This is a genomic window from Micromonospora sp. SCSIO 07396, from assembly GCF_053667945.1.
Map to the genome: position 1 here is coordinate 5,242,395 of NZ_CM132210.1, position 19,659 is coordinate 5,262,053.

A 19,659-nucleotide genomic window follows, 5' to 3' on the forward strand; every position below is an offset into this window, starting at 1 on the left:
CAGCCCGGGGCGGTCCGGCCCGCCCGCGTACGCTGGTTCGCGCGAGGGGCCCGTCCCGGTGCCGGGATGGCGCCGTGTCGAAGGGGAGACGATGAGCAACCAGCCCGGCAGCCCGACGGCCGAGTCCATCGACCGGTCGCCGCAGGAGCCGGCCGGGCGCACCGGGTACGCCCCGGGCACGCCCGTGCTGGCGGTGCTGGCCCTCAGCTGGCTGGCGGCGATGCTCTGGTCCACCCGGGAGGCGATCCACTCGGCGGCGGTCGGCCTCACCGCGATCACGCTGTCCGCGTTCGCCCTGCCCGGGGTGATCTCCGCCGCCCTGGTCGCCGGGGCTGCCGTCGCGCTGGCCGCGAGCGAGTTGGCCGCCCGCCGGCTCGGCGACCGGGCCGCGCTGCGCTTCGCCGCGGCGATCGGGGCCGGCATGCTGGTCGGGCTGGGCACCGCGCTGGCGATCAACCTGACGTACGCCGACAACGCCACCACCAACACCATCGCCGGCACCAGCGCGGCGGCGGCCGTCATCGGTGGCGCGCTCGCGGGCGCGCGTACCCCGGGCCCGGTCGGCGCGGTGGTCACCGCCGCCCTCGGCACGCTGCTGTTCGTGGTGCTGTTCAGCCAGGCCCGGGACCCGCTGTTCGATCTGTTCGGCGCGGGGGACTCCCAGGCATCGCTGGTCGGCGCGGCGAAATGGGTCTCCCGCACCGAGTCGCTGCTCGGCGGGCTGGTGGCCGGGCTGCTCGCCTTCGGCTATCTGACCTGGGCCCGCCGCCGGGCCGTCCGGCACGCCCCCGACGCCACGGCCCCGCGCTGGCCCGCCTATCTGCTCGCCGGGGCCGGGCCCGGCCTGTTCCTGCTGCTCACCGAGGTGATCATCCGGATCGGCGGGCGGACCCTGCTGGATCTGGCGGGCGCGCTGAGCGAGGCGGACGCGGTGGCCCAGACCAGCATGGGCACCTCGCGGATCGACAACGGCATCTGGGTGCTCTTCGTGGGCGCGTTGACCACGGTCGTCCTCTTCGGCCGCACCCTCGGCCCGGCCCCGCGCGACGACGACCCGCAGGACCCTGCCGCGTCCTGACCCGGCCCCGCCCCGGTCAGGACGCGGTTCGCAGCAGCAGCTCCCACTCGGAGGGGTCGTACCACTCCAGCTCGTGGTCCTCGACCCCGTCGACCGTGAACTGGGCATCCGGGTCACCGGCGAGCGCCTCGACCACCACGTCCACGGCGGCGGCCACGTCCCCGACCGCCTCGGCCCCGTCCACGTGCAGCGCGGCCACCGCCGACGCCGGCAGCGGCCCGTCGAGGTCCACCCCGCTGGAGCCCAGTTCACCGTCACCCCGGCCGACGGCCCCGGCGGGCAGGTCCACCGACACCACGACCCGGCGGCGGGGCGCGTCGGCGTCCTCCCGCAGCAGTTGCAGGGCGTCCTGGGCGGCCCGGGTGAAGGCGACGTACTCCAGTTCCTCCTCGTCGCCCTCGGCGTACCACTCGCGCAGGGCGGGGGTGACCGCGTGGCCGCCGCTGGCCGGCAGCCCCCGCTCCCGCAGCAGGGCCAGCATCGGCACGGTCGCCGGCACGTACACCCGGACCAGCTCGTCGCCCACCGTCGTCTCCCCTGGTCGTCTCCGCCCACCGGGACGGCGGGTGGCCGCCCCGAACGTCGATCATGCCGTACGTCCCGACCGTCATACACCGCGCACCGCCCCGGGGGAAGCCGCCGCACCGGTCGGACATGCGGTGCTGGGCGGGGAAGGCTGTCGGTGGCAAACTGGGCCGAACGACGCCAAGCCGAGGGGTTTCCGTGGAGCCGAGGTTTCTCCTGCTCTCCGACGTGGCCGCCGAGCTGAACGTGTCGGACTCGCAGGTCTACCACATGGTACGCAGCGGCGAGCTGCCCGCCATCAAGATCGGTGGACGGGGGCAGTGGCGGGTGGAGCGGGCCCGGCTGGAGGAGTACATCCAGCTCAAGTACGCCGAAACCGCCGAGTGGGTACGCGGCAACCCGCTCACCGACCGCGACCCGGAGTGACCGGACCATCCCGCTGAGCCATTGACCCTGGGCGTTGCCGTGTCCGACAATCGACGTTGTCGGAAGCAAACGTAGGCAAACGCAGAGAACGAGGGGGCAACGATGGCCGACTCCCGACGTCCGGGGCCGACCCGGCCGCCGATCCGGTTACGCCCGGCCCCCGTCGCCGACCCGCCCTACGTCGACGAGGCGCCGGATCTCTGGCCCCGGCCACCCGGCCAGCTCGCCCTCGACCTGTTCGGCACCGGTCGGCCCGCCGCCGGCCGACCCGCCGGCCGCCGACCCGATCCACGGCCCCGCCCCGGGCACCCGGCCGCCCCACCCCTGCCGCCGCCCGCCACCAGCACCCCCGAGGCGAACCGGGCCGCCCACCGGTTCGTCGGCACCTGCCTGGAGATCCTCAACGGCTACCGGCCACCCGGCCAGATCCGGGCCCTGGTCGAGCCGGGGCGCACCGTCGAGGTGACCGAGCAGATCGCCCGTGCCGCCGCCCGTACCCCGCCGGTCCGGCGACGCTCCACCCGGCCCGCCGTCCACCTGCTCCGGCTGCGGGTGTGTCAGCCGCGCCCGGCAGCGGTCGAGGTGGCCGCCGTGCTCACCGGCGGCGGCCGGAGCTGGGCGATGGCCCTGCGCCTCGAACACCGTCGCGGCACCTGGCTCTGCACCGCCCTCCAGGTCATCTGACCCACCCGACCCGGCCTCGGGTGGGGCTACCCAGCCGTGTTGATCAAGAGATTTGCGTCAGCTTTGACGATCGAACTGGCGCAAACCTCTTGATCACCGGGCAGAAGCGGGTGGGGGCAGCCGGGGAGAGAGACGGGGACGCCCTCCCGCTCTGTCGAGCGGGAGGGCGTCCCCGGCACAGGTTGCGGCGGGTGTCAGGCGCCGCCGTTGGGGGCGCCGTGGCAGCGCTTGTACTTACGGCCGGAACCACACGGGCAGGGGGCGTTGCGCGACGGGCCACCCTCGGCGGCCCGGTCGACCGGGCCGGTGTTCCGCCTGGCGGTGCTGGCTGCGGCGGCCTGACCGCTCGCCCCGGCGGCAGCCGGCCGACGCGACCCGCCGGCGGCCGGTCGGGCCTGCGACGGAGCCTGCGGCTGCCCACCCCCGATGCCGAGCGCCGGCGCGGACGGCTCGGGCTCGGGCCGCTCCACGGCCACCGCACCGGCACCCGCCTCACCGTCGATCGTGGGGGCGGAGTATTGCAGCCCCTGCTGCTGCGGCGCACGGTTGAGGCCCTTGGCGCGGATCTCGACCGGCTTCTCCAGGAGCTGGACCTCTTCGGCCTCCGGCTCCGGCTCCTGGACCTGCACGTCCAGGTTGTAGAGGAAGCCGACCGTCTCCTCCTTGATGCCCTCCATCATGGTGGCGAACATGTCGAAGCCCTCGCGCTGGTACTCGATGACCGGGTCGCGCTGGGCGTACGCCCGCAGGCTGATGCCCTCCTGGAGGTAATCCATCTCGTAGAGGTGCTCACGCCACTTGCGGTCGATGACCTGGAGCAGCACCATCCGCTCCAACTGGCGGGTGGCCTCCTCGCCGAGGCTCTCCTCGCGCCGGTCGTACGCGGCGTTCGCGTCCTCCCGGAGGCGGGCGAGCAGGAAGTCCTGGTCGAGGCCGGCCCGGGAACCGACCTCCTCCTCCAGCTCCTCGACGGTGACACCCACCGGGTAGAGCTGCTTGAGGCTGGCCCAGAGCTGGTCGAGATCCCAGTCCTCGGCGTAACCGTCGCTGGTGGCACCCACCACGTACGCGCCGACGGTGTCGTCGATCATGTTGCGGACCTGGTCGGAGAGGTCCTCGCCGTTGAGCACCCGCAGCCGCTCGGCGTAGATCACCTGGCGCTGCTTGTTGAGCACCTCGTCGTACTTGAGGACGTTCTTGCGGATCTCGGCGTTCTGGCCCTCGATCTGGGCCTGGGCGTTCTTGATCTGCCGGGTGACCATCTTCGACTCGATGGGCACGTCCTCCGGGATGTTGAACCGCTCCATCACCGCCTCGACCGCACCGGCCCGGAACCGCTTCATCAGCTCGTCCTGGAGCGAGAGATAGAACCGGGACTCGCCCGGGTCACCCTGCCGGCCGGCCCGACCGCGCAGCTGGTTGTCGATCCGGCGGGACTCATGCCGCTCGGTGCCGAGCACGTAGAGCCCACCGGCGGCGGCGACCTCCTCGGCCTCCGCCTCGCACGCCTGCTTCCAGGTGGGCAGGACCTCCTCCATCGCCTTGGCGTACTCGTCCTCCTGCTCGGCCGGGTCGAGGCCGCGCTGGCGCAGCTCGCTGGCGGCGAGGAACTCGGCGTTGCCGCCGAGCAGGATGTCGGTGCCCCGGCCGGCCATGTTGGTGGCGACGGTGACCGCGCCCTTGCGGCCGGCCTGGGCGACGATCTCGGCCTCGCGGGCGTGGAACTTCGCGTTCAGCACGGAGTGCGGGATGCCCCGGCGGCGCAGCAGCGTGGACAGGATCTCGGAGTTCTCCACCGAGACCGTGCCGACCAGCACCGGCTGGCCGGCCTGGTGCCGCTCGGCGATGTCCTCGATGACCGCGTTGAACTTGGCCTTCTCGGTCTTGTAGATGACGTCGGCGCGGTCCTCGCGGACCATCGGCCGGTGGGTCGGGATGGTCACCACGCCGACCTTGTAGACCTTGTTGAACTCGCCCGCCTCGGTCTGGGCCGTACCGGTCATGCCGGAGAGCTTCTCGTAGAGGCGGAAGTAGTTCTGGAGGGTGATGGTGGCAAGGGTCTGGTTCTCCTGCTTGATCTCCACCCCCTCCTTGGCCTCGATCGCCTGGTGCATGCCCTCGTTGTAGCGGCGGCCGTGCAGGATGCGCCCGGTGAACTCGTCGACGATCAGGACCTCGCCGTCGCTGACGATGTAGTCCTTGTCGCGCTTGTAGAGCTCCTTGGCCTTGATCGCGTTGTTGAGGTAGCCGACCAGCGGGGTGTTCACCGACTCGTAGAGGTTGTCGATGCCGAGCCGGTCCTCCACCTTGGCCACGCCGCGCTCGGTGACCGCGATGGTGCGCTTGGCGTAGTCGACCTCGTAGTCGCCCTCGCCGTCCTTGCCGGCCTGGAGCCGGCCCACCACGGCGGCGAACTCGCCGTACCAGCGGGCGGAGTGCTCGGCGGGACCGGAGATGATCAGCGGGGTGCGGGCCTCGTCGATCAGGATCGAGTCGACCTCGTCGACCACGGCGAAGTTGTGCCCGCGCTGGACCAGCTCGTCGCGGGACCAGGCCATGTTGTCGCGCAGGTAGTCGAAGCCGAACTCGTTGTTGGTGCCGTAGGTGATGTCGCACTCGTAGGCGGCGCGGTGCTCGGCGGCCGGCCGGTTGGGCAGCACCACGCCGACGGTCAGGCCGAGGAACTCGTGCACCTGGCCCATCCAGGCGGCGTCACGCTGGGCCAGGTAGTCGTTGACCGTGACCACGTGCACGCCCTTGCCGGACAGCGCGTTGAGATAGACGGCCATGACCGAGGTCAGCGTCTTGCCCTCACCGGTCTTCATCTCGGCGATGTTGCCGAAGTGCAGGGCCGCGCCACCCATCACCTGGACGTCGTACGGCCGCTGGCCGAGCACCCGGGCGGCCGCCTCGCGCACCGTGGCGAACGCCTCGGGCAGCAGGTCGTCGAGGGTCTCACCGTCGGCGAGCCGCTCCCGGTACTGGTCGGTCAGTGACCGCAGCTCGTCGTCGGTGAGGTTGACGTAGTCGTCCTCGATCGAGTTGACGGCGGCGGCGATGGCCTTCAGCCGGCGCACCATACGGCCCTCGCCCGCGCGGAGGACCCTTTCCAGAATCGACACGGATCAACGCTCCCCTAGACAGTCTCGAACCATCGTAGGCGCTCAGTCGGCGCGATGGTCACTGGTGGCGGCGGTCCGACCCGACCAAACCGACATAACGCTCGGCTCAACCCGCCGCCCGGCGGTTATCCGGTTACGCCCACCGCGAACGATCCGGCACGATGACTCAGATGGAGCCTGTGGAGATCATCGAGGACGGCCTGCTGCTGCGTCCGTGGCTCGCCTCGGACGCGGACGACGTGCACCGGGCTTGCCAGGACCCGGACATCCAGCGCTGGACCACCGTACCGCGTCCGTACCGGCCTGAACACGCCCACGGCTTCGTCACCGAGGTGAGCCCCCGCGCCTGGGCCGACGGCAGCGGGGCACCGTTCGCGGTCTGCGACGCCGGCACCGGCGAACTGCTCGGCTCCTGTGGGCTGGTCGCGGTCGACCGGGACGTCGAGACCGGCGAGATCGGCTACTGGACCGCCCCCTGGGCCCGGGGCCGGGGGGTCACCGTACGGGCCACCCGGGCGGTCGCCCGCTGGGCCTTCGACGCCCTGGCGCTGCGTCGGCTGATCTGGCAGGCCGAGGTCGGCAACCACTTCTCCCGGCTGGTCGCCCTGCGGGCCGGCTTCCAGATCTCCGGTGAGCTGCGGCTCGCCCGACCCGCCGGGGACGGCCGGGTCGAGGGCTGGGTCGGCTCGCTGCTGCCCGGCGAGGTGCCGGCGGCCGGCGCGGACGGTCCGGCCGGGCCGGGCACCCTGGACGCCCGGCGGGCCGCCGTGTTCGGCCGACCGCAGCCCGTCCTGTTCGCCACCGCCGGGGACACCGAGCTGCGGCTGCGGCCGATGGAGGAACGCGACCTGGACGCTGTCGCCGCCACCTGCCGGGACCCGGACACCGTCAGGTGGACCGGCGTGCCGCACCCCTACCAGCGCACCGACGCCGAGCGGTACCTGGCCTACGGCGGGCTGGCCTGGGCCCGGGGCGGCAGCGCCTGCTTCGTGCTGGCCGACCCGGACGACGCCTTCGCGGGCACCGTCGACCTGCGGTTGGACCCCGTCGACCCGCTGCGGGCCGAAGTCGGCTTCATGACCGCACCGCACGCCCGGGGCCGGGGCTGGATGCCGGCCGCGCTGGGCGCGCTCGCCGCCTGGGGTGTCACCGGCCTCGACCTGACCCGGGTCGAGTGGCGGGCCCACGTCGGCAACACCGCCTCCCGGCGGGCCGCCGAGAAGGCCGGCTTCACCGTCGAGGGCACCCTGCGGGGCGGGGTGTCGCAGCGGGGTCAGCGGGTCGACGCCTGGATCGGCGCACTGCTCGCCGAGGACCTGACGTGACCCCGGAGGTCGTCGAGGCCGGCCCGGTGCGGCTGCGACCGTTCCGGCCGGACGACGCCGAGGACCTCGCCGCCGGCCGCGACGATCCGGTGAACCTGCGGTTCAACCCGGTGGGGATGCCGCATCCCTACACGGTCGCCGACGCGCACTGGTGGATCGCCGAGGGCGCCCCGGCGGCGTGGCGCAGCGGCGGGGCCGCGTACGCGATCGTCGATGCCGGGACCGACCGGCTGGTCGGCGGGGCCGGGCTCAGCCGGGTGGTGCCGGGCCGGGGGCAGGCGGAGCTGGGCTACTGGGTGGCACCGCGGGCCCGGCGGCGCGGGATCGCCACCGCCACCACCCGGGCCCTGGCGACCGCCGCCTTCCAGGCCGGCCTGGCCCGGCTGGAGCTGCTGGTCAGGGCCGAGAACCCGGCCAGCCAGCGGGTCGCGCTGGCCGCCGGCTTCCGCCTTGAAGGGGTACGCCGGGCTGCCGGCCCGGGCCGTGACGGCGACCGGTACGACCTGCTCGCCTGGGTACGCCTCGCCGGCGACCCGCCCGGCCCGGTCCCGCGCCTGCTGCCGGACCTGCCCGACGGGCGGCTCACCGACACGGTGGTGACCCTGCGCCGACTCGCGCCTCCCGACGCCGAGGTGCTGCACCGGTTGCACACCCGACCCGAGGTGGTGGCGACCCGGGTCCGTCCGGGCCCACCTACCAGGGCGGACATCGACCGGCGCTGCGCCGTCGCCGAGAGCGACTGGCTGACCGGCCGGGCGGCCGACTTCGCGCTGTGTGACGCGGTGACCGGCACGATGGTCGGCGGTTGCGCCCTGATCCACGACGAGCCGGCCACCGGCCAGGCGATGATCGGCTACAGCCTGCTGCCCGAGGCGCGCGGCCGGGGGCTGGCCACCCGCGCGGTCCGGCTGCTGGCCGGCTGGGCGTTCGACCAGGTCGGCCTGGCCCGCCTCTGGGCCGGCACGGCCCCCTGGAACACCGCCTCCCAGCGGGTGCTGGACCGGGCGGGTTTCCACCGCGAGGGCGTCATGCGCGCCCGCCTCCCCGCTCCGACGCCGGACACCCCCCGCCCCGACACCGTCCTCTGGTCCTTCCTCCCCACCGACCCCACCGCCCCCCGCCCACTTCCCGGGTGATCAAGAGGTTTGCGTCAATTGGATCTTCAACTCTGACGCAAACCTCTTGATCACCGCCGCAGGGCGGCGGGGCCGGAGGGCGGCGGGCCGGAGGGCGGCGGGAGGTGGTGCGGGTGGGTCAGGTGTCGAGGGAGATGATGCCGTAGTCGTAGGCGTGGCGACGGTAGACGACGCTGGGGCGGCCGGACTCCTTGTCGTGGAACAGGTAGAAGTCGTGGCCGACGAGTTCCATCTGGAACAGGGCGTCATCGACGGTCATCGGGTCGGCCGGGTGCACCTTCGCCCGCGCGATGTGCCAGGGCTGGTCGTCGTGCTCCTCCGGGCGCTCCTCGACGGCGGTGGCCGTGCCACCGGCGGACACGCCCGCGTCGTTCAGGCCGGCCACCGGCAGACCGGCGGTGGCGGCGGCGACCGAGATCGGCGCGTGCCGACCCCGGTGTACGCGGCGGCGGTCGGCCGCCCGGCGCAGTCGGGTGTCCAGCTTGGCGATCGCGGCGTCCAGCGCGCTGTAGAAGTCGTTCGTGCATGCCTCGGCCCGCATCACCGGGCCCCGGGAGACGCAGGTGATCTCCACTCGCTGGCAGGTGTCGGACTGCCGGGGATTGCGTTCGTGGAACAGCTCCACATCGACCCGGATGAGCTTGTGATCGTAGCGTTCGATTTTTGCGAGTTTCTCCGCTACGTGTACCCGGTAATGGTCCGGCACTTCGACGTTTCGACCCTTGACCACGATGTCCACGTGACCTCCCTTTTCCGGATGGCCGGCTGATCTTCGAATCCGGTCGCGCGACCTCGGGAGGGCCCCTGGGAGCGTCGACCGGTCAGGTACGGCTACGCCTCCTTCCACCGTCGGGGGCTGGTGGGAAACCTTCCTACCCCCGACACGAAAACGCTAACTCCTGTACGGCTGACAGTCACCCCCGGTTGCGGGAAACCCTCAGAGAATTAACAGCAACCAACACCATGGGGTGAAACAGAAACACGAAGCGTCACCGGTGCCGCCGCTTTTGCGTTGCACCCAACACGGCCGCGCCGTATGGCGTCATTCCCGCCGCGCGCAAGGTCCGACTCAACGCCGCCAGGGTGGCCCCGGTAGTGAGGATGTCGTCCAGCACCACCACCGTCCGGCCACCCGCGCCGCGCCCGGTCCACCCCGGCCGAAGCCGGAACGCCGACGCCGCCGCCTCGGCCCGACCCGCCCGGTCCAGCGCCACCGAATCCGGCCGGGGCAACGCCCGCACCGGCACCGCCGTCCGCACGTCCCAGCCGGCCCGCCGCAACCGGGCCGCCGCGTGCCGGGCCAACCGGGTCAGGTGGTCGCCATAGCGTTCCCGGGCCGCCGCCGCCCGGTCCGGCACCGGCACCAGCAGCACCGGCCGGGCCTGGCCCACCGAGACCGCCACCACCTCCGCCAGCAACCCGCCCAACGGCCGGGCCAGCCCGTGCCGACCCCGTTCCTTGTACGCCAGCAGCGCCTCCCGCAGCGGTCCCGCGTACGGGCCGAGGGCGTGGCACGGCGGCAGGTCGGGCGGGGCCGGGGTGGGCCGCGCCGGCACCGGGCGCAGCGCGGCGAGCCGGCGTACGCACTGCGGGCAGCAGCCCTGCCGCAGCCGCGCGTCCCGCCGGCCGCACCCCGCGCACCCGGTCGGGAAGACCAGATCGGTCAGGTCGGCCCAGAGCCCGCCCACGTCCGGCACGGCCGGCTCAGAACAGGAAGAACGGCGCGGTCGGGCTGCCCGCCCGGCCACCGGCGGGCGGGGGTGGCGCATCCAGCACCTGCTCGCTGCGGATCGTCTCGGCCGACGACGAGCGGTAGCGGTAGGCGACCCCGTTGGCCTCGTACATCATCATCACCGTCGGCAGCACGTACGTCGGGTTGGCCGGGTACACCGACAGGTGGGTCACCCGGGCGCCCACGTCGGTGACCAGGGCGGTCTGCAGCGCCCCGTCCACGCCCACCTCGTACACGGCGGAACGGTTGGTGGAACCGGCCACGGCCAGGGTGTTCTCCTGCGCCCAGTCCACCGCCGACAGGTCGGTCAGCGTGGTGGCGACCTGGCGTACCGGGCCGAGCGAGACCACCCCGCCGTCGAGGCTCGCCGCGCTGAGACAGAGCCGGCCACCGACGACCAGCGCGATCCGGTGCCCGTCCAGCGAGGCGGCCACCGCCGTGACCTGGCCCGCCACACCCACCGGCACCGGCACCATCCGGGCCCGGTCGTCGAACCGGTAGAGCCGCCCGTCGGCCACCACCAGCCCGTACGGCTGGGCCGTGCCGAGCGGACGCAGCCAGACCGGCCGGCCGATCGCCGTGAAGGTCTGCGTCGCCGGGGTCATCACCGGCACCGGTGCCGCCCCCGACCCGGTGACCAGCCGCTGCCGGCCGCCCGGGGCGGCGGTGACCAGGGCGGCGAGGGTCTTCTCGCCGGCCGCCCGTCGCACCGCGGCCGAGACGATGTCGTGGTTGTCCTCGGTGCGGATCGGCACGGTGCCGATCGCCTCGGCCTCGAAGACGAGCGGGTGGATCGCCCCGGCGTAGACGGCGAACCGCTGCGGCCCCTCGGTGAGCGGGTAGACCGGGTTGGCGAGGCGGTGCGCGGCCAGGTCGTCGATGGTCACCCGGGACTGGTTGCGGGTGGTGAGCTGGAGCGGCCCGTTCAGGTCGGACAGCGACCAGGCCAGCTGGATGCCGAGCTTCTCCAGCTTGCGCCGGTCGTCGCCGGGCAGGTCGAGGTTGACCTCCCACCGGCCGTCGGTCTTGACCGCGTTGTTGATCAGGGCGGTGCGGTCAGGCAGGCCGCTCACCCCCTGCCGCAGCCACTCCGACGGCCCGGCGATCAGCCACTTGACCGCCTCGCTGACCAGCCGTTCGGTCGGCACGGCCAGCGGCAGGTAGCGCTGGTCGGCGACCAGCCGGGTGGCGTCGGAGTTCCAGAAGTAGACCGTGTGGGGCTGGAAGTACAGCTGTAGGGCGAGCGCGTCCAGCAGCAGCACGGAGGGCGGGTCGGTGACGTAGTAGCCGCCGGCCTCCGTACCCTCCCCCGGCTCGGCGGAGCCCCGCAGCGAGAACTGGTACTCGGTGTCGGTCACCACCGGCGGGCCGAGCACGCCGTTGGCCCGCAGCACCCCGACCTGCTGCACCGGCACCCGCACGGTGAGCAGCCCACTGGCGTTCTCGGTGATCACCGGGTCCTCGGTCAGCCGGACCACGTTGATCGCGACCTCGCTGCCCTGCTTCTCGGCGAGCCGGTTGCGGTCCTCCCGGGCGATGAACTGCTTGACCCGGGCGTACGCCCGCTCGGGCTCGCCGGCCGCGGCGGACAGGAAGTTGCGGACGAAGGTCTCCCGGTCGGTGCCGCTGGCCGTCCGGGTGGGGGGTTCGCCCCGACCGAAGCTGGACGCGCCCGCCGAGACGGCCGGTCCGGAGCCGTCGACCTGGACGTCGGTGTGGTCGGGGATGCCGCAGCCGGCGGCAGTGGCCAGCAGTGCGGCGCAGAGCAGCCCGGCCAGGGCACGCAGCCGGCTCACGACCGGGCCCGGGCGCGCTCGTCGGTGCCGGCGGTCGGGCCCGGGCCGATGGCCAGCGCACCTCCGCCGGCCGGGCCGATGGCCAGCAGGTCGCCGTCGCGGGGGCCGCCGAAGGGCAGGGTGGCGTCGGCGGGCACCAGCCGCAGCGGCGAGGTGGTGAGCCGGTCCCCGGAGCGCACCGGCAGGGTGAGCCGGAACTGGGCGCCCTGCCCGGGAGCGCCCCACGCCTCCAGCCAGCCGCCGTGCAGTCGGGCGTCCTCCAGGCTGATCGACAGGCCCAGCCCGGTGCCGCCGGTCTGCCGGGCCCGGGACGGGTCGGCCCGCCAGAACCGGTTGAAGACCAGTTTCTCCTCGCCCGGTTTGAGCCCGACACCGTGGTCGCGGACGGTGACCGCGACGGCGGTCTGGTCGACGCCGAGGGTGATCACCACCGGCTTCGCCTCGCCGTGCTCCACCGCGTTGCCGACCAGGTTGCGCAGCACCCGCTCGACCCGGCGCGGGTCCACCTCGGCGATCACCGGGGTGGTCGGCACGGCCAGCTCGATGGTGACGCCGACCCGTTCGGCCAGCCCGGCGAGGCGGTCGGCGACCCGGTGCACCACCGGCACCAGGTCGGTCGGCTCGGAGTCGAGCATGGCGAAGCCGGCGTCGAAGCGGCTGATCTCCAGCAGGTCGGTGAGCAGTTCCTCGAACCGGTCCAGCTCCGCCTGGAGCAGTTCGGCGCTGCGCGCCACCGCCGGGTCGAACTCGTCGCGCTCGGCGAAGATCAGGTCGGCGGCCATCCGGACGGTGGTCAGCGGGGTCCGCAGTTCGTGCGACACGTCGGAGGTGAACCGGCGTTGCAGGCGGGACATCTCCTCCAGCCGGAGGATCTGCCGTTGCAGGTTGGTCGCCATCTGGTTGAACGAGGCGGCGAGCAGGGCGAGGTCGTCCTCGCCGTCGACCACCATCCGCTGGTCGAGCAGGCCGGCGGAGAGCCGTTGGGCGGTGCGCGCGGCGACCCGGACCGGGGTCACCACCAGCCGGGTGACCAGGGCGGCGAGCAGGCCCAGCAGCAGCACCAGGGCCACCCCGGTGGCCAGCACGGTGGCCCGTGCGTCGGCGGCGGTGGCGTCCTGCCGGTTGAGCGGGACGAGATAGTAGAGCTCCAGCTGGCCGAAGCGGGTCGGCACCGGGGAGCCGTAGACCAGGTATTTCGTCCGTTCGCCGGCGAGTCGTCCGGTGCGGATCTGGTGGGCCACCTTGCCGTCGGCGACGGCGGCCCGCAACTCCCGGCTGACCAGCGGGCGGACGTCCATCGCCGGTGAGGTGCGGGTCTCGATGATGCCGGCGTAGTTGTCGGCGGTGATCGCGACCACCACCCCGCTGGTCTGCTGTGGGTCGCCCCCGGCCAGGTAGTTGACCGTGCCCTCGATGGTGTCCTGGAGCTGCGCCTCCTGGGGCTGGCTGTAGAGGAAGAACTGCTTGGCCGAGTAGTCGCTGCCGTTGCGCAGCCGCAGCAGGACGTCGGTCTCGGCGTTGTCGAGCAGGATGTTGGTGATCTTGTCAGCGATGAGGTAGGCGAAGCCGCCGACCAGCAGGCTGGACACCACGAGCGTGATGGTCACCACCCGGACCTGCAACGACCGTCGCCAGGTCTGGCGCACACCGGCGGTCACCCGCAGCGCGCGGCCCACCAGCACGCGCCGCAGCGTCCGCGCGGCGGGACGCCAGCCGGCGGTGTGCTCGGGGGTGGGGGCGGGTGCACTGGTCACGGTGCGACCCAGGCTATCCGGTGCCCGCCTTGTAGCCCACGCCCCGCACGGTCAGGATGATTTCCGGCCGCTCCGGGTCCGGCTCGATCTTGGCGCGGAGGCGCTGCACGTGCACGTTGACCAGCCGGGTGTCCGCCGCGTGCCGGTAGCCCCAGACCTGCTCCAGCAGGACCTCCCGGGTGAAGACCTGACGCGGCTTGCGGGCGAGCGCGACCAGCAGGTCGAACTCCAGCGGTGTCAGCTTCACCTCCTCACCGTCGCGGCTGACGGTGTGCGCCGGCACGTCGATGGTGATCTGGTTGCCGGGCGGGCCGATGGTCAGCATCTCCGGCGCCACGTCCTCACCCCGACGCAGCCGGGCCCGCATCCGGGCCACCAGCTCCTTGGGCTTGAACGGCTTGACCACGTAGTCGTCGGCGCCGGACTCCAGGCCGAGCACCACGTCGACGGTGTCGCTCTTGGCGGTGAGCATCACGATCGGCACGCCCGATTCGCCACGGATCGCCCGTGCCACGTCGATACCGCTCATTCCGGGCAGCATCAGGTCGAGTAGTACGATGTCGGGGCGACTGTCCCGGAACGCGGCCAGCGCCCGTTCCCCGTCGGCGACGAAGGAGGGCAGGAAGCCCTCGCTGCGCAGGACGATGCCGAGCATCTCGGCGAGCGCGGGGTCGTCGTCGACCACCAGTACCCGGGCTCTCATGGGGTTTATGTTTCCATCCCCGTTCAGTTGGTGGGATCGGCGTCTGGATGGCACGGTACTGCCGGGAGAGGTGCCACCGCACGTCCCACGCGCGATATCTGCCCCGATGACCGCATCGCGTTGGGCCGCACGGCGGGTCCACCCGGCCGGTCGTGCCGTGTCACCATGATCCCCGGGCAGGTCGCCGCCCGCCAGCCACCATCCGCAGGAGTACGCGTGCCCGACGTCGGCCCGACCACCGTGCTCCCCCGGCGTCCGCTCACCGTCGGCGAACTGCTCGACTCCGCCGTCCTGCTGCTACGCGCCCAGGGCCGGGTGCTGATCCCGCTGGGCGTCCTGCTCGCCGCCGGTGAACAACTGCTGCTGTACCCGCTGCGCCGGCTCGCCGACGCGCTGCCCCCGGTGTGGTGGAGCGACAACGGGGTGTTCCCGCTGTGGTGGCAACTGCTCGCGGTGGGCGCCGCCACCGAGGCGGTGCTCGTCCTGCTGCTCGGCAACCCGGCCGCGCGGGCGGCCGGCGCGGCACTGCTCGGCCGCCGGGCCACGGTGGCGGAACTGCTCCGCCCGGCCGGTGCCCGCTGGGGCGTCACCCTGCTGCTCGCCCCGGCGGTGGGCCTGCTGATGCTGACCGCGGCGCTGCTCGGCCCGGCCTGGCTGGTCGGCTACGGGCTGCTCGGCTCGGTCGCCGCAGCGGTGGTGCTGGACCGGGTGCCAGGCGTGTCGGCGGTGCCCCGGGCGGCCCGCGTCGCGGTACGCGGCCGGGCCGCCGCCGTCCGGCTGCTGGGCTACCTCGGCTGGTGGGTGCTGCGGGTCGGGCTGGCCCTGGGCCTCTTCTTCGGTGTCGAGTCGCTGCACCTGGTCGACCTGGCCGACCCGGACCTGCGGGTCGCCGCCGCCATGCTCGCCTTCGGCACGGTGAACAGCGTCGCCTACCCCGCCCTGGCCTGCCTGGACGCGGTGATCCACCTCGACACCCGGATGCGCACCGAGGGGCTGGACATCCAGCTCGCCCGTACCCCCGCCGGGCTCGTCGCGGCCGGCCTGCCGGCGGTCGAGCGGTGAGCCGGTGGTGGACGGAGGCCGTCGCCGCGCTCGGCGACGTGCTGCCGCTGCCGTTGCTGGCGCTGCTGGTGGTGCTGCTGGCCGGGGTGGTCGCGCTCGCCTGGTACCACTTCCCGGCCTGGGTGCCCCGACGGTTGCCCCGGCTACGCCTGCCCCGCCTCCGGTGGCCCCGGTGGCGGCTGCCCCGGCGACGACGCCGCACGGCCGACGGGCCGGTCGCGGTGACGCTGCCCCGCCCCCGTACCGCCGACGACGACCTCCCGGCCGACGCCGCGCGTTCCCTGGCCGACCGGCTGGCGGCCGAGGGCCGGTACGCCGAAGCCGTCCGGGAGCGGCTGCGTGCCATGATCCGCCGGCTGGTCGCGGTCGGCGCGGTGGCCCCCCGGGCCGGGATGACCGTCACCGAGCTGACCGACGCGGCGGCCCGCGCCCGGCCCCCGGTCGACCCGCCGATGCGCGCCGCCGGGGCCATCTTCACCGAGCTGTGGTACGCCCAGCGCCCGGCCGCCGCCGACCACGACCGGCGGATGCGGGAACTCGCCGACGACCTGGACCGGGCGCTGGCCGCCCCACCACCTGACGGGGGCACACCGTGACCGGCCCGGCCACCCCGACGACCGCCGGCCCGGCACCGGCCCCGACGGGTCCCGGCGGCCCGGCACCGGCGGTGCGTCGGCGTCGACGCCGGCACCGGGTGATCGTGCCGTTGGCGCTGGCCGCCGCCCTGATCGCCGGCACGATCGGCGCCCACGCGCTGGACCAGCCGGACCCGACCGAACCCGGTTTCCTCTCCCCGGTCGCCACCGACGACGACGGGGGCGCCCGCCTCGCCGACGCGCTGCGCGCCCGGGGCGTCACCGTCACCCGGGAGACCGACCTGCTGCCCGCCCTGCTCGGCCTCGACCGTGGCCCGGCCACCCTGTTCGTCCCGGCGGCGGAGCTGCTGCACCCCGACACCCTCGGCGCGCTCGGCGAACTGCCGGCCGGTCGGCGACTGGTCCTCGTCGACCCGTCCCGCCGGGTGCTCGAATCCGCCGGCCTGCCGCTGGTGCCGACCGACCGCCGCTGGGCCACCAGGGCGGTCCGGCCGACGGCCGACGGCCGGCCCTGCGCGCTGCCCGAGGCGGACCGGGCCGGGGTGGCCGCCGCCGTGCTCCAGCGGTACGCCGCCGCGCCCGGCACGGCGGCCGCCGTCGACCGTTGCTACGCCGACGGCCTGGTCCGGCTGCCCGGTCGGGCCGAGGTGGTGGTGATCGGTGCCAGCGACCCGTTCCGCAACGACCGGATCGCCGAACACGGCAACGAGGCGCTCGGCACCGGCCTGCTCGGCGTCCACGGCCGGGTGGTCTGGCTGGACCTGGACGGCCCGGCACCGGCCCCCACGTTCGGCCGTCCCGGCGGCACCGGCGAGCCGGCCTGGTCACCCACCCCCGGCGGGTCCACCGGGTACGACGGCGACGGCACCGGCGAGGGCGGTCCGGGCGGCCCCGGCCCCGCCACCGGCGACGGCGACGGTTCGGGGGACGCCCCCGACTCGGCCGGTCCCCCACCGCCCGACGACCATCCGCTGCTGGACGCGTTCCCGCCCTGGTTCTGGGCGCTGCTGCTCCAGCTCGCCCTGGTCGCCCTGCTGATCGTGCTCTGGCGGGCCCGCCGGCTCGGCCCGCCGGTGACCGAGCCGCTGCCCGTCGAGGTCCACTCCGCCGAGACCGTGCTCGGGCGGGCCCGGCTCTACCAGCGGGCCCGTGCCCGGGGCCCGGCCGCCGCGACCCTGCGGACCGCCGCGTTGGGGCGGTTGCGCGGCCGGCTCGACCTACCCGCGACGCTCGGGCCGACGGAGGTGACGGCCCGGGTGGCCGGGCCCGCCGGCGGTACCCCGGAGCAGATCCACGAGCTGCTGTTCGGCGCGGCCCCGCAGACCGACGCCGAACTGCTGGAGCTGGCCCGGTCGCTGGACCGGCTGACCCGTACCGTGGCGGCAGCGCCCGGCCGCCCGACCGAAGGAGACCCCCGGTGACCCGACCCGCCACCACCGCCGAGCCCACGGCCGGCCCGGACGACGCCCGGGCCGCCCTGCACCGGCTGCGCACCGAGGTGGCCAAGGCGGTCGTCGGTCAGGACTCGGTGGTCACCGGCCTGGTGATCGCACTGCTCTGCCGGGGCCACGTCCTGCTGGAGGGGGTGCCCGGGGTCGCGAAGACGCTGCTGATCCGTACCGTCGCCACCGCCCTGGATCTGGACTCCAAGCGGGTCCAGTTCACCCCCGACCTGATGCCCGGCGACGTCACCGGATCGTTGATCTTCGACCCGCGTACCGCCGCGTTCACCTTCCGGGAGGGGCCGGTCTTCACCAACCTGCTGCTCGCCGACGAGATCAACCGGACGCCACCGAAGACCCAGTCGGCGCTGCTGGAGGTGATGGAGGAGCGCCAGGTGTCGGTCGAGGGCGCCCGCCGGCCGCTGCCGGACCCGTTCATCGTGGCCGCCACCCAGAACCCCGTCGAGTACGAGGGCACCTACCCGCTGCCCGAGGCGCAGCTGGACCGGTTCCTGCTCAAGCTGACCGTGCCGCTGCCCAACCGGGACGAGGAACTGGGGGTGCTGCGCGCCCACCACGCCGGGTTCGACCCGCGTGACCTCGGCGCGGCCGGCGTACGCCCGGTGGCCGACGCCGCCGACCTGGCCGCCGCCCGGGAGGCCGTCGGCCGGGTGCACGTGGCCGAGCCGGTGCTCGGCTACATCGTGGACCTGTGCCGGGCCACCCGGGCCACCCCGGCGCTGGAGCTGGGCGCGTCGCCCCGGGGGGCCACCGGGCTGCTCAGCACGGCGAAGGCGTGGGCCTGGCTGGCCGGCCGCGACCACGTCACCCCCGACGACGTGAAGGCCACCGCCCGGCCGACGCTGCGGCACCGGCTGCGGCTGCGCCCCGAGGTGGAGCTGGAGGGGGTCGGGGTCGACGCGGTGCTGGACACGGTGCTGGCCACCGTGCCGACCCCGCGATGACCTGGCGGGCGGCAGTCCTGCTGCTGGCGGGCGTACCCACCCTGCCGTTCTGGCCGGACCCGGTGCCCGCCGTCGCCGTGATGACCGCCGTCGTGCTGCTGCTCACCGCCGTGGACTGGACGCTCGCCGCCCCGCTGCACGGGCTCACCGTCGACCGGGAGGGCGACCGGGCCATCCGGCTCGGCCACCGCGCGACCGTCACGCTGCGCCTGGCCAACACCTCCGGCCGTACGCTGCGCGCCCAGGTGCGCGACGGGTGGGTGCCGTCGGCGGGGGCCCGGCCGGACGTACCGCCGGACCGGGTGTCCCGGGTCGGGCCGGGCGGGGTGCTGGTGCTGCCCAACCGGCTCACCCCCACCCGGCGCGGCGACCGGCCGGCGGTGACGGTGACGGTGCGGTCGTTCGGGCCGCTCGGGTTGGCGTTCCGGCAGCGGGCGGGGCGACCCGCCACCCCCGGCTGGACGCTGCGCGTGCTGCCCCGGTTCGACTCCCGGCGGCACCTGCCGGAGAAGCTGTCCCGGCTGCGGGTCATCGACGGCACCCAGGTCACCCGGGGTCGGGGCCAGGGCACCGAGTTCGACACCCTGCGCGAGTACGTGGTCGGCGACGACGTCCGCTCGATCGACTGGCGGGCCAGCGCCCGCCGCTCCGACGTGCTGGTCCGCACCTGGCGGCCGGAGCGCGACAGGCGGTTGGTGTGCGTGCTGGACACCGGCCGCACCTCGGCGGTACGCGTCGGCGACGTACCCCGGCTGGACGCCGCCATCGACGCGGCGTTGCTGCTGACCGCCCTGGCCGCCCGCGCCGGCGACCGGGTCGACCTGCTGGCCGCCGACGCCACGATCCGGGCCACCGTCACCGGCACCGGCCGGCGGGACCTGCTGCACCGGCTGGTGGACGCGCTCGCGCCGGTGCACCCGGCGCTGGTGGAGACCGACTTCGACCTGATCGTCGCGGAGATCCTGCGCCGGCACCGGCGGCGCAGCCTGGTGGTGCTGCTGACCGCGTTGGAGCCGGGCGCGCTCGCCGAGGGGCTGCTGCCGGTGCTGCCCCGGCTGGCCGCCCGGCACCGGGTGGTGGTGGCGGCCGTGCACGACCCGGTGCTCACCGCGCTGACCACCGCCCCGCCGGTACGCCCCGAGGACGCCTACGCCGCCGCGGCCGGTTGGCGGGCGCTCGCCGAGCGGGACCGGGTCCGCGCCGTCCTCGGCCGGTACGGAGTGACCGTGGTGGACGCCCCGGCGGACCGGCTCGCCCCGGCCCTGGCCGACACCTACCTGCGGCTCAAGGCCCTCGGTCAGCTCTGACCCGGG

Annotated in this window: 17 protein-coding genes; 10 read left to right on the plus strand and 7 right to left on the minus strand. The window is 74.3% G+C overall.

Going from position 1 to position 19,659, the window contains the following annotated elements; genetic code table 11:
- Positions 1-91: 91 nt before the first annotated feature.
- The gene (locus ACWCHM_RS22515; protein WP_454219706.1) at positions 92-1,078 is read left to right on the plus strand and encodes a hypothetical protein; all 987 of its coding nucleotides are present in this window, start codon (positions 92-94) and stop codon (positions 1,076-1,078) included.
- Positions 1,079-1,094: 16 nt separating this feature from the next.
- Here the strand turns inward: ACWCHM_RS22515 and ACWCHM_RS22520 are convergent, their stop codons facing one another.
- Positions 1,095-1,604: a DUF6912 family protein gene (locus tag ACWCHM_RS22520; protein WP_204956566.1), complete on the minus strand. Its 510-nt coding sequence runs from the start codon at positions 1,602-1,604 to the stop codon at positions 1,095-1,097.
- 197 nt (positions 1,605-1,801) lie between these two features.
- Here ACWCHM_RS22520 and ACWCHM_RS22525 point away from each other — a divergent pair, with 197 nt between their 5' ends.
- Both ACWCHM_RS22525 and ACWCHM_RS22530 read left to right on the plus strand, forming a co-directional pair.
- Positions 1,802-2,029: a helix-turn-helix domain-containing protein gene (locus ACWCHM_RS22525; RefSeq protein ID WP_067306191.1), complete on the plus strand. Its 228-nt coding sequence runs from the start codon at positions 1,802-1,804 to the stop codon at positions 2,027-2,029.
- A gap of 102 nt (positions 2,030-2,131) precedes the next feature.
- Positions 2,132-2,713, plus strand: coding sequence for an Rv3235 family protein (locus tag ACWCHM_RS22530; protein WP_454219708.1), 582 nt, complete (start codon positions 2,132-2,134; stop codon positions 2,711-2,713).
- Positions 2,714-2,907: 194 nt separating this feature from the next.
- Here the strand turns inward: ACWCHM_RS22530 and secA are convergent, their stop codons facing one another.
- Positions 2,908-5,835 carry a preprotein translocase subunit SecA gene (gene secA / locus ACWCHM_RS22535; RefSeq protein ID WP_281900333.1) on the minus strand — a complete coding sequence of 976 codons (2,928 nt, stop codon included), beginning with the start codon at positions 5,833-5,835 and terminating at the stop codon, positions 2,908-2,910.
- A 170-nt stretch (positions 5,836-6,005) separates the two neighbouring features.
- On the opposite strand from secA, the gene ACWCHM_RS22540 reads away from it, so the two are divergent.
- Both ACWCHM_RS22540 and ACWCHM_RS22545 read left to right on the plus strand, forming a co-directional pair.
- Positions 6,006-7,160, plus strand: a complete 1,155-nt coding sequence (locus ACWCHM_RS22540) for a GNAT family N-acetyltransferase (RefSeq protein WP_204956563.1) — start codon at positions 6,006-6,008, stop codon at positions 7,158-7,160.
- Complete coding sequence (locus ACWCHM_RS22545) at positions 7,157-8,296, plus strand: GNAT family N-acetyltransferase (protein ID WP_454219710.1); 1,140 nt, start codon at positions 7,157-7,159, stop codon at positions 8,294-8,296. Before ACWCHM_RS22540 ends, ACWCHM_RS22545 begins: the two co-directional genes overlap by 4 nt.
- Before the next feature lie 118 nt (positions 8,297-8,414).
- On the opposite strand, the gene hpf is transcribed toward ACWCHM_RS22545, so the two are convergent.
- The 5 genes from hpf to mtrA all read right to left on the minus strand — a co-directional run bounded on the left by hpf (position 8,415) and on the right by mtrA (position 14,281).
- On the minus strand, positions 8,415-9,035 hold the full coding sequence (gene hpf / locus ACWCHM_RS22550; RefSeq protein ID WP_204956561.1) for a ribosome hibernation-promoting factor, HPF/YfiA family: 621 nt from the start codon (positions 9,033-9,035) through the stop codon (positions 8,415-8,417).
- Positions 9,036-9,285: 250 nt separating this feature from the next.
- Entirely contained in the window at positions 9,286-9,993 is a 708-nt protein-coding gene (locus tag ACWCHM_RS22555) for a ComF family protein (protein WP_454219712.1), read from the minus strand.
- A gap of 7 nt (positions 9,994-10,000) precedes the next feature.
- Positions 10,001-11,824, minus strand: a complete 1,824-nt coding sequence (locus tag ACWCHM_RS22560; RefSeq protein ID WP_454219713.1) for an LpqB family beta-propeller domain-containing protein — start codon at positions 11,822-11,824, stop codon at positions 10,001-10,003.
- Positions 11,821-13,515: an MtrAB system histidine kinase MtrB gene (gene mtrB / locus ACWCHM_RS22565; protein WP_454223143.1), complete on the minus strand. Its 1,695-nt coding sequence runs from the start codon at positions 13,513-13,515 to the stop codon at positions 11,821-11,823. The genes ACWCHM_RS22560 and mtrB overlap by 4 nt, the downstream gene beginning before the upstream one ends.
- A 76-nt stretch (positions 13,516-13,591) precedes the next feature.
- Positions 13,592-14,281 (minus strand): MtrAB system response regulator MtrA, encoded by a 690-nt coding sequence (gene mtrA, locus ACWCHM_RS22570; protein WP_067306208.1) that lies wholly within the window; start codon positions 14,279-14,281, stop codon positions 13,592-13,594.
- A gap of 216 nt (positions 14,282-14,497) precedes the next feature.
- On the opposite strand from mtrA, the gene ACWCHM_RS22575 reads away from it, so the two are divergent.
- From ACWCHM_RS22575 to ACWCHM_RS22595, 5 genes are read left to right on the plus strand one after another with little or no spacing between them, the layout of a single operon-like run.
- Positions 14,498-15,343 carry a hypothetical protein gene (locus tag ACWCHM_RS22575; protein ID WP_204956558.1) on the plus strand — a complete coding sequence of 282 codons (846 nt, stop codon included), beginning with the start codon at positions 14,498-14,500 and terminating at the stop codon, positions 15,341-15,343.
- Complete coding sequence (locus ACWCHM_RS22580; protein ID WP_454219714.1) at positions 15,340-15,939, plus strand: DUF4129 domain-containing protein; 600 nt, start codon at positions 15,340-15,342, stop codon at positions 15,937-15,939. Before ACWCHM_RS22575 ends, ACWCHM_RS22580 begins: the two co-directional genes overlap by 4 nt.
- Positions 15,936-17,360 (plus strand): DUF4350 domain-containing protein, encoded by a 1,425-nt coding sequence (locus tag ACWCHM_RS22585; protein WP_454219716.1) that lies wholly within the window; start codon positions 15,936-15,938, stop codon positions 17,358-17,360. The genes ACWCHM_RS22580 and ACWCHM_RS22585 overlap by 4 nt, the downstream gene beginning before the upstream one ends.
- Positions 17,357-18,346 (plus strand): AAA family ATPase, encoded by a 990-nt coding sequence (locus tag ACWCHM_RS22590; protein WP_145918022.1) that lies wholly within the window; start codon positions 17,357-17,359, stop codon positions 18,344-18,346. The genes ACWCHM_RS22585 and ACWCHM_RS22590 overlap by 4 nt, the downstream gene beginning before the upstream one ends.
- Positions 18,343-19,653 carry a DUF58 domain-containing protein gene (locus ACWCHM_RS22595; protein ID WP_454219718.1) on the plus strand — a complete coding sequence of 437 codons (1,311 nt, stop codon included), beginning with the start codon at positions 18,343-18,345 and terminating at the stop codon, positions 19,651-19,653. Before ACWCHM_RS22590 ends, ACWCHM_RS22595 begins: the two co-directional genes overlap by 4 nt.
- Positions 19,654-19,659 lie beyond the last annotated feature (6 nt).

Bases quoted from the DNA above. Each gene is read 5' to 3' on its own strand.
- ACWCHM_RS22595 (WP_454219718.1), top strand. From the start codon at position 18,343: ATGACCTGGCGGGCGGCAGTCCTGCTGCTGGCGGGCGTACCCACCCTG.
- ACWCHM_RS22540 (WP_204956563.1), top strand. From the start codon at position 6,006: ATGGAGCCTGTGGAGATCATCGAGGACGGCCTGCTGCTGCGTCCGTGG.
- ACWCHM_RS22515 (WP_454219706.1), top strand. From the start codon at position 92: ATGAGCAACCAGCCCGGCAGCCCGACGGCCGAGTCCATCGACCGGTCG.
- mtrA (WP_067306208.1), bottom strand. From the start codon at position 14,281: ATGAGAGCCCGGGTACTGGTGGTCGACGACGACCCCGCGCTCGCCGAG.
- ACWCHM_RS22530 (WP_454219708.1), top strand. From the start codon at position 2,132: ATGGCCGACTCCCGACGTCCGGGGCCGACCCGGCCGCCGATCCGGTTA.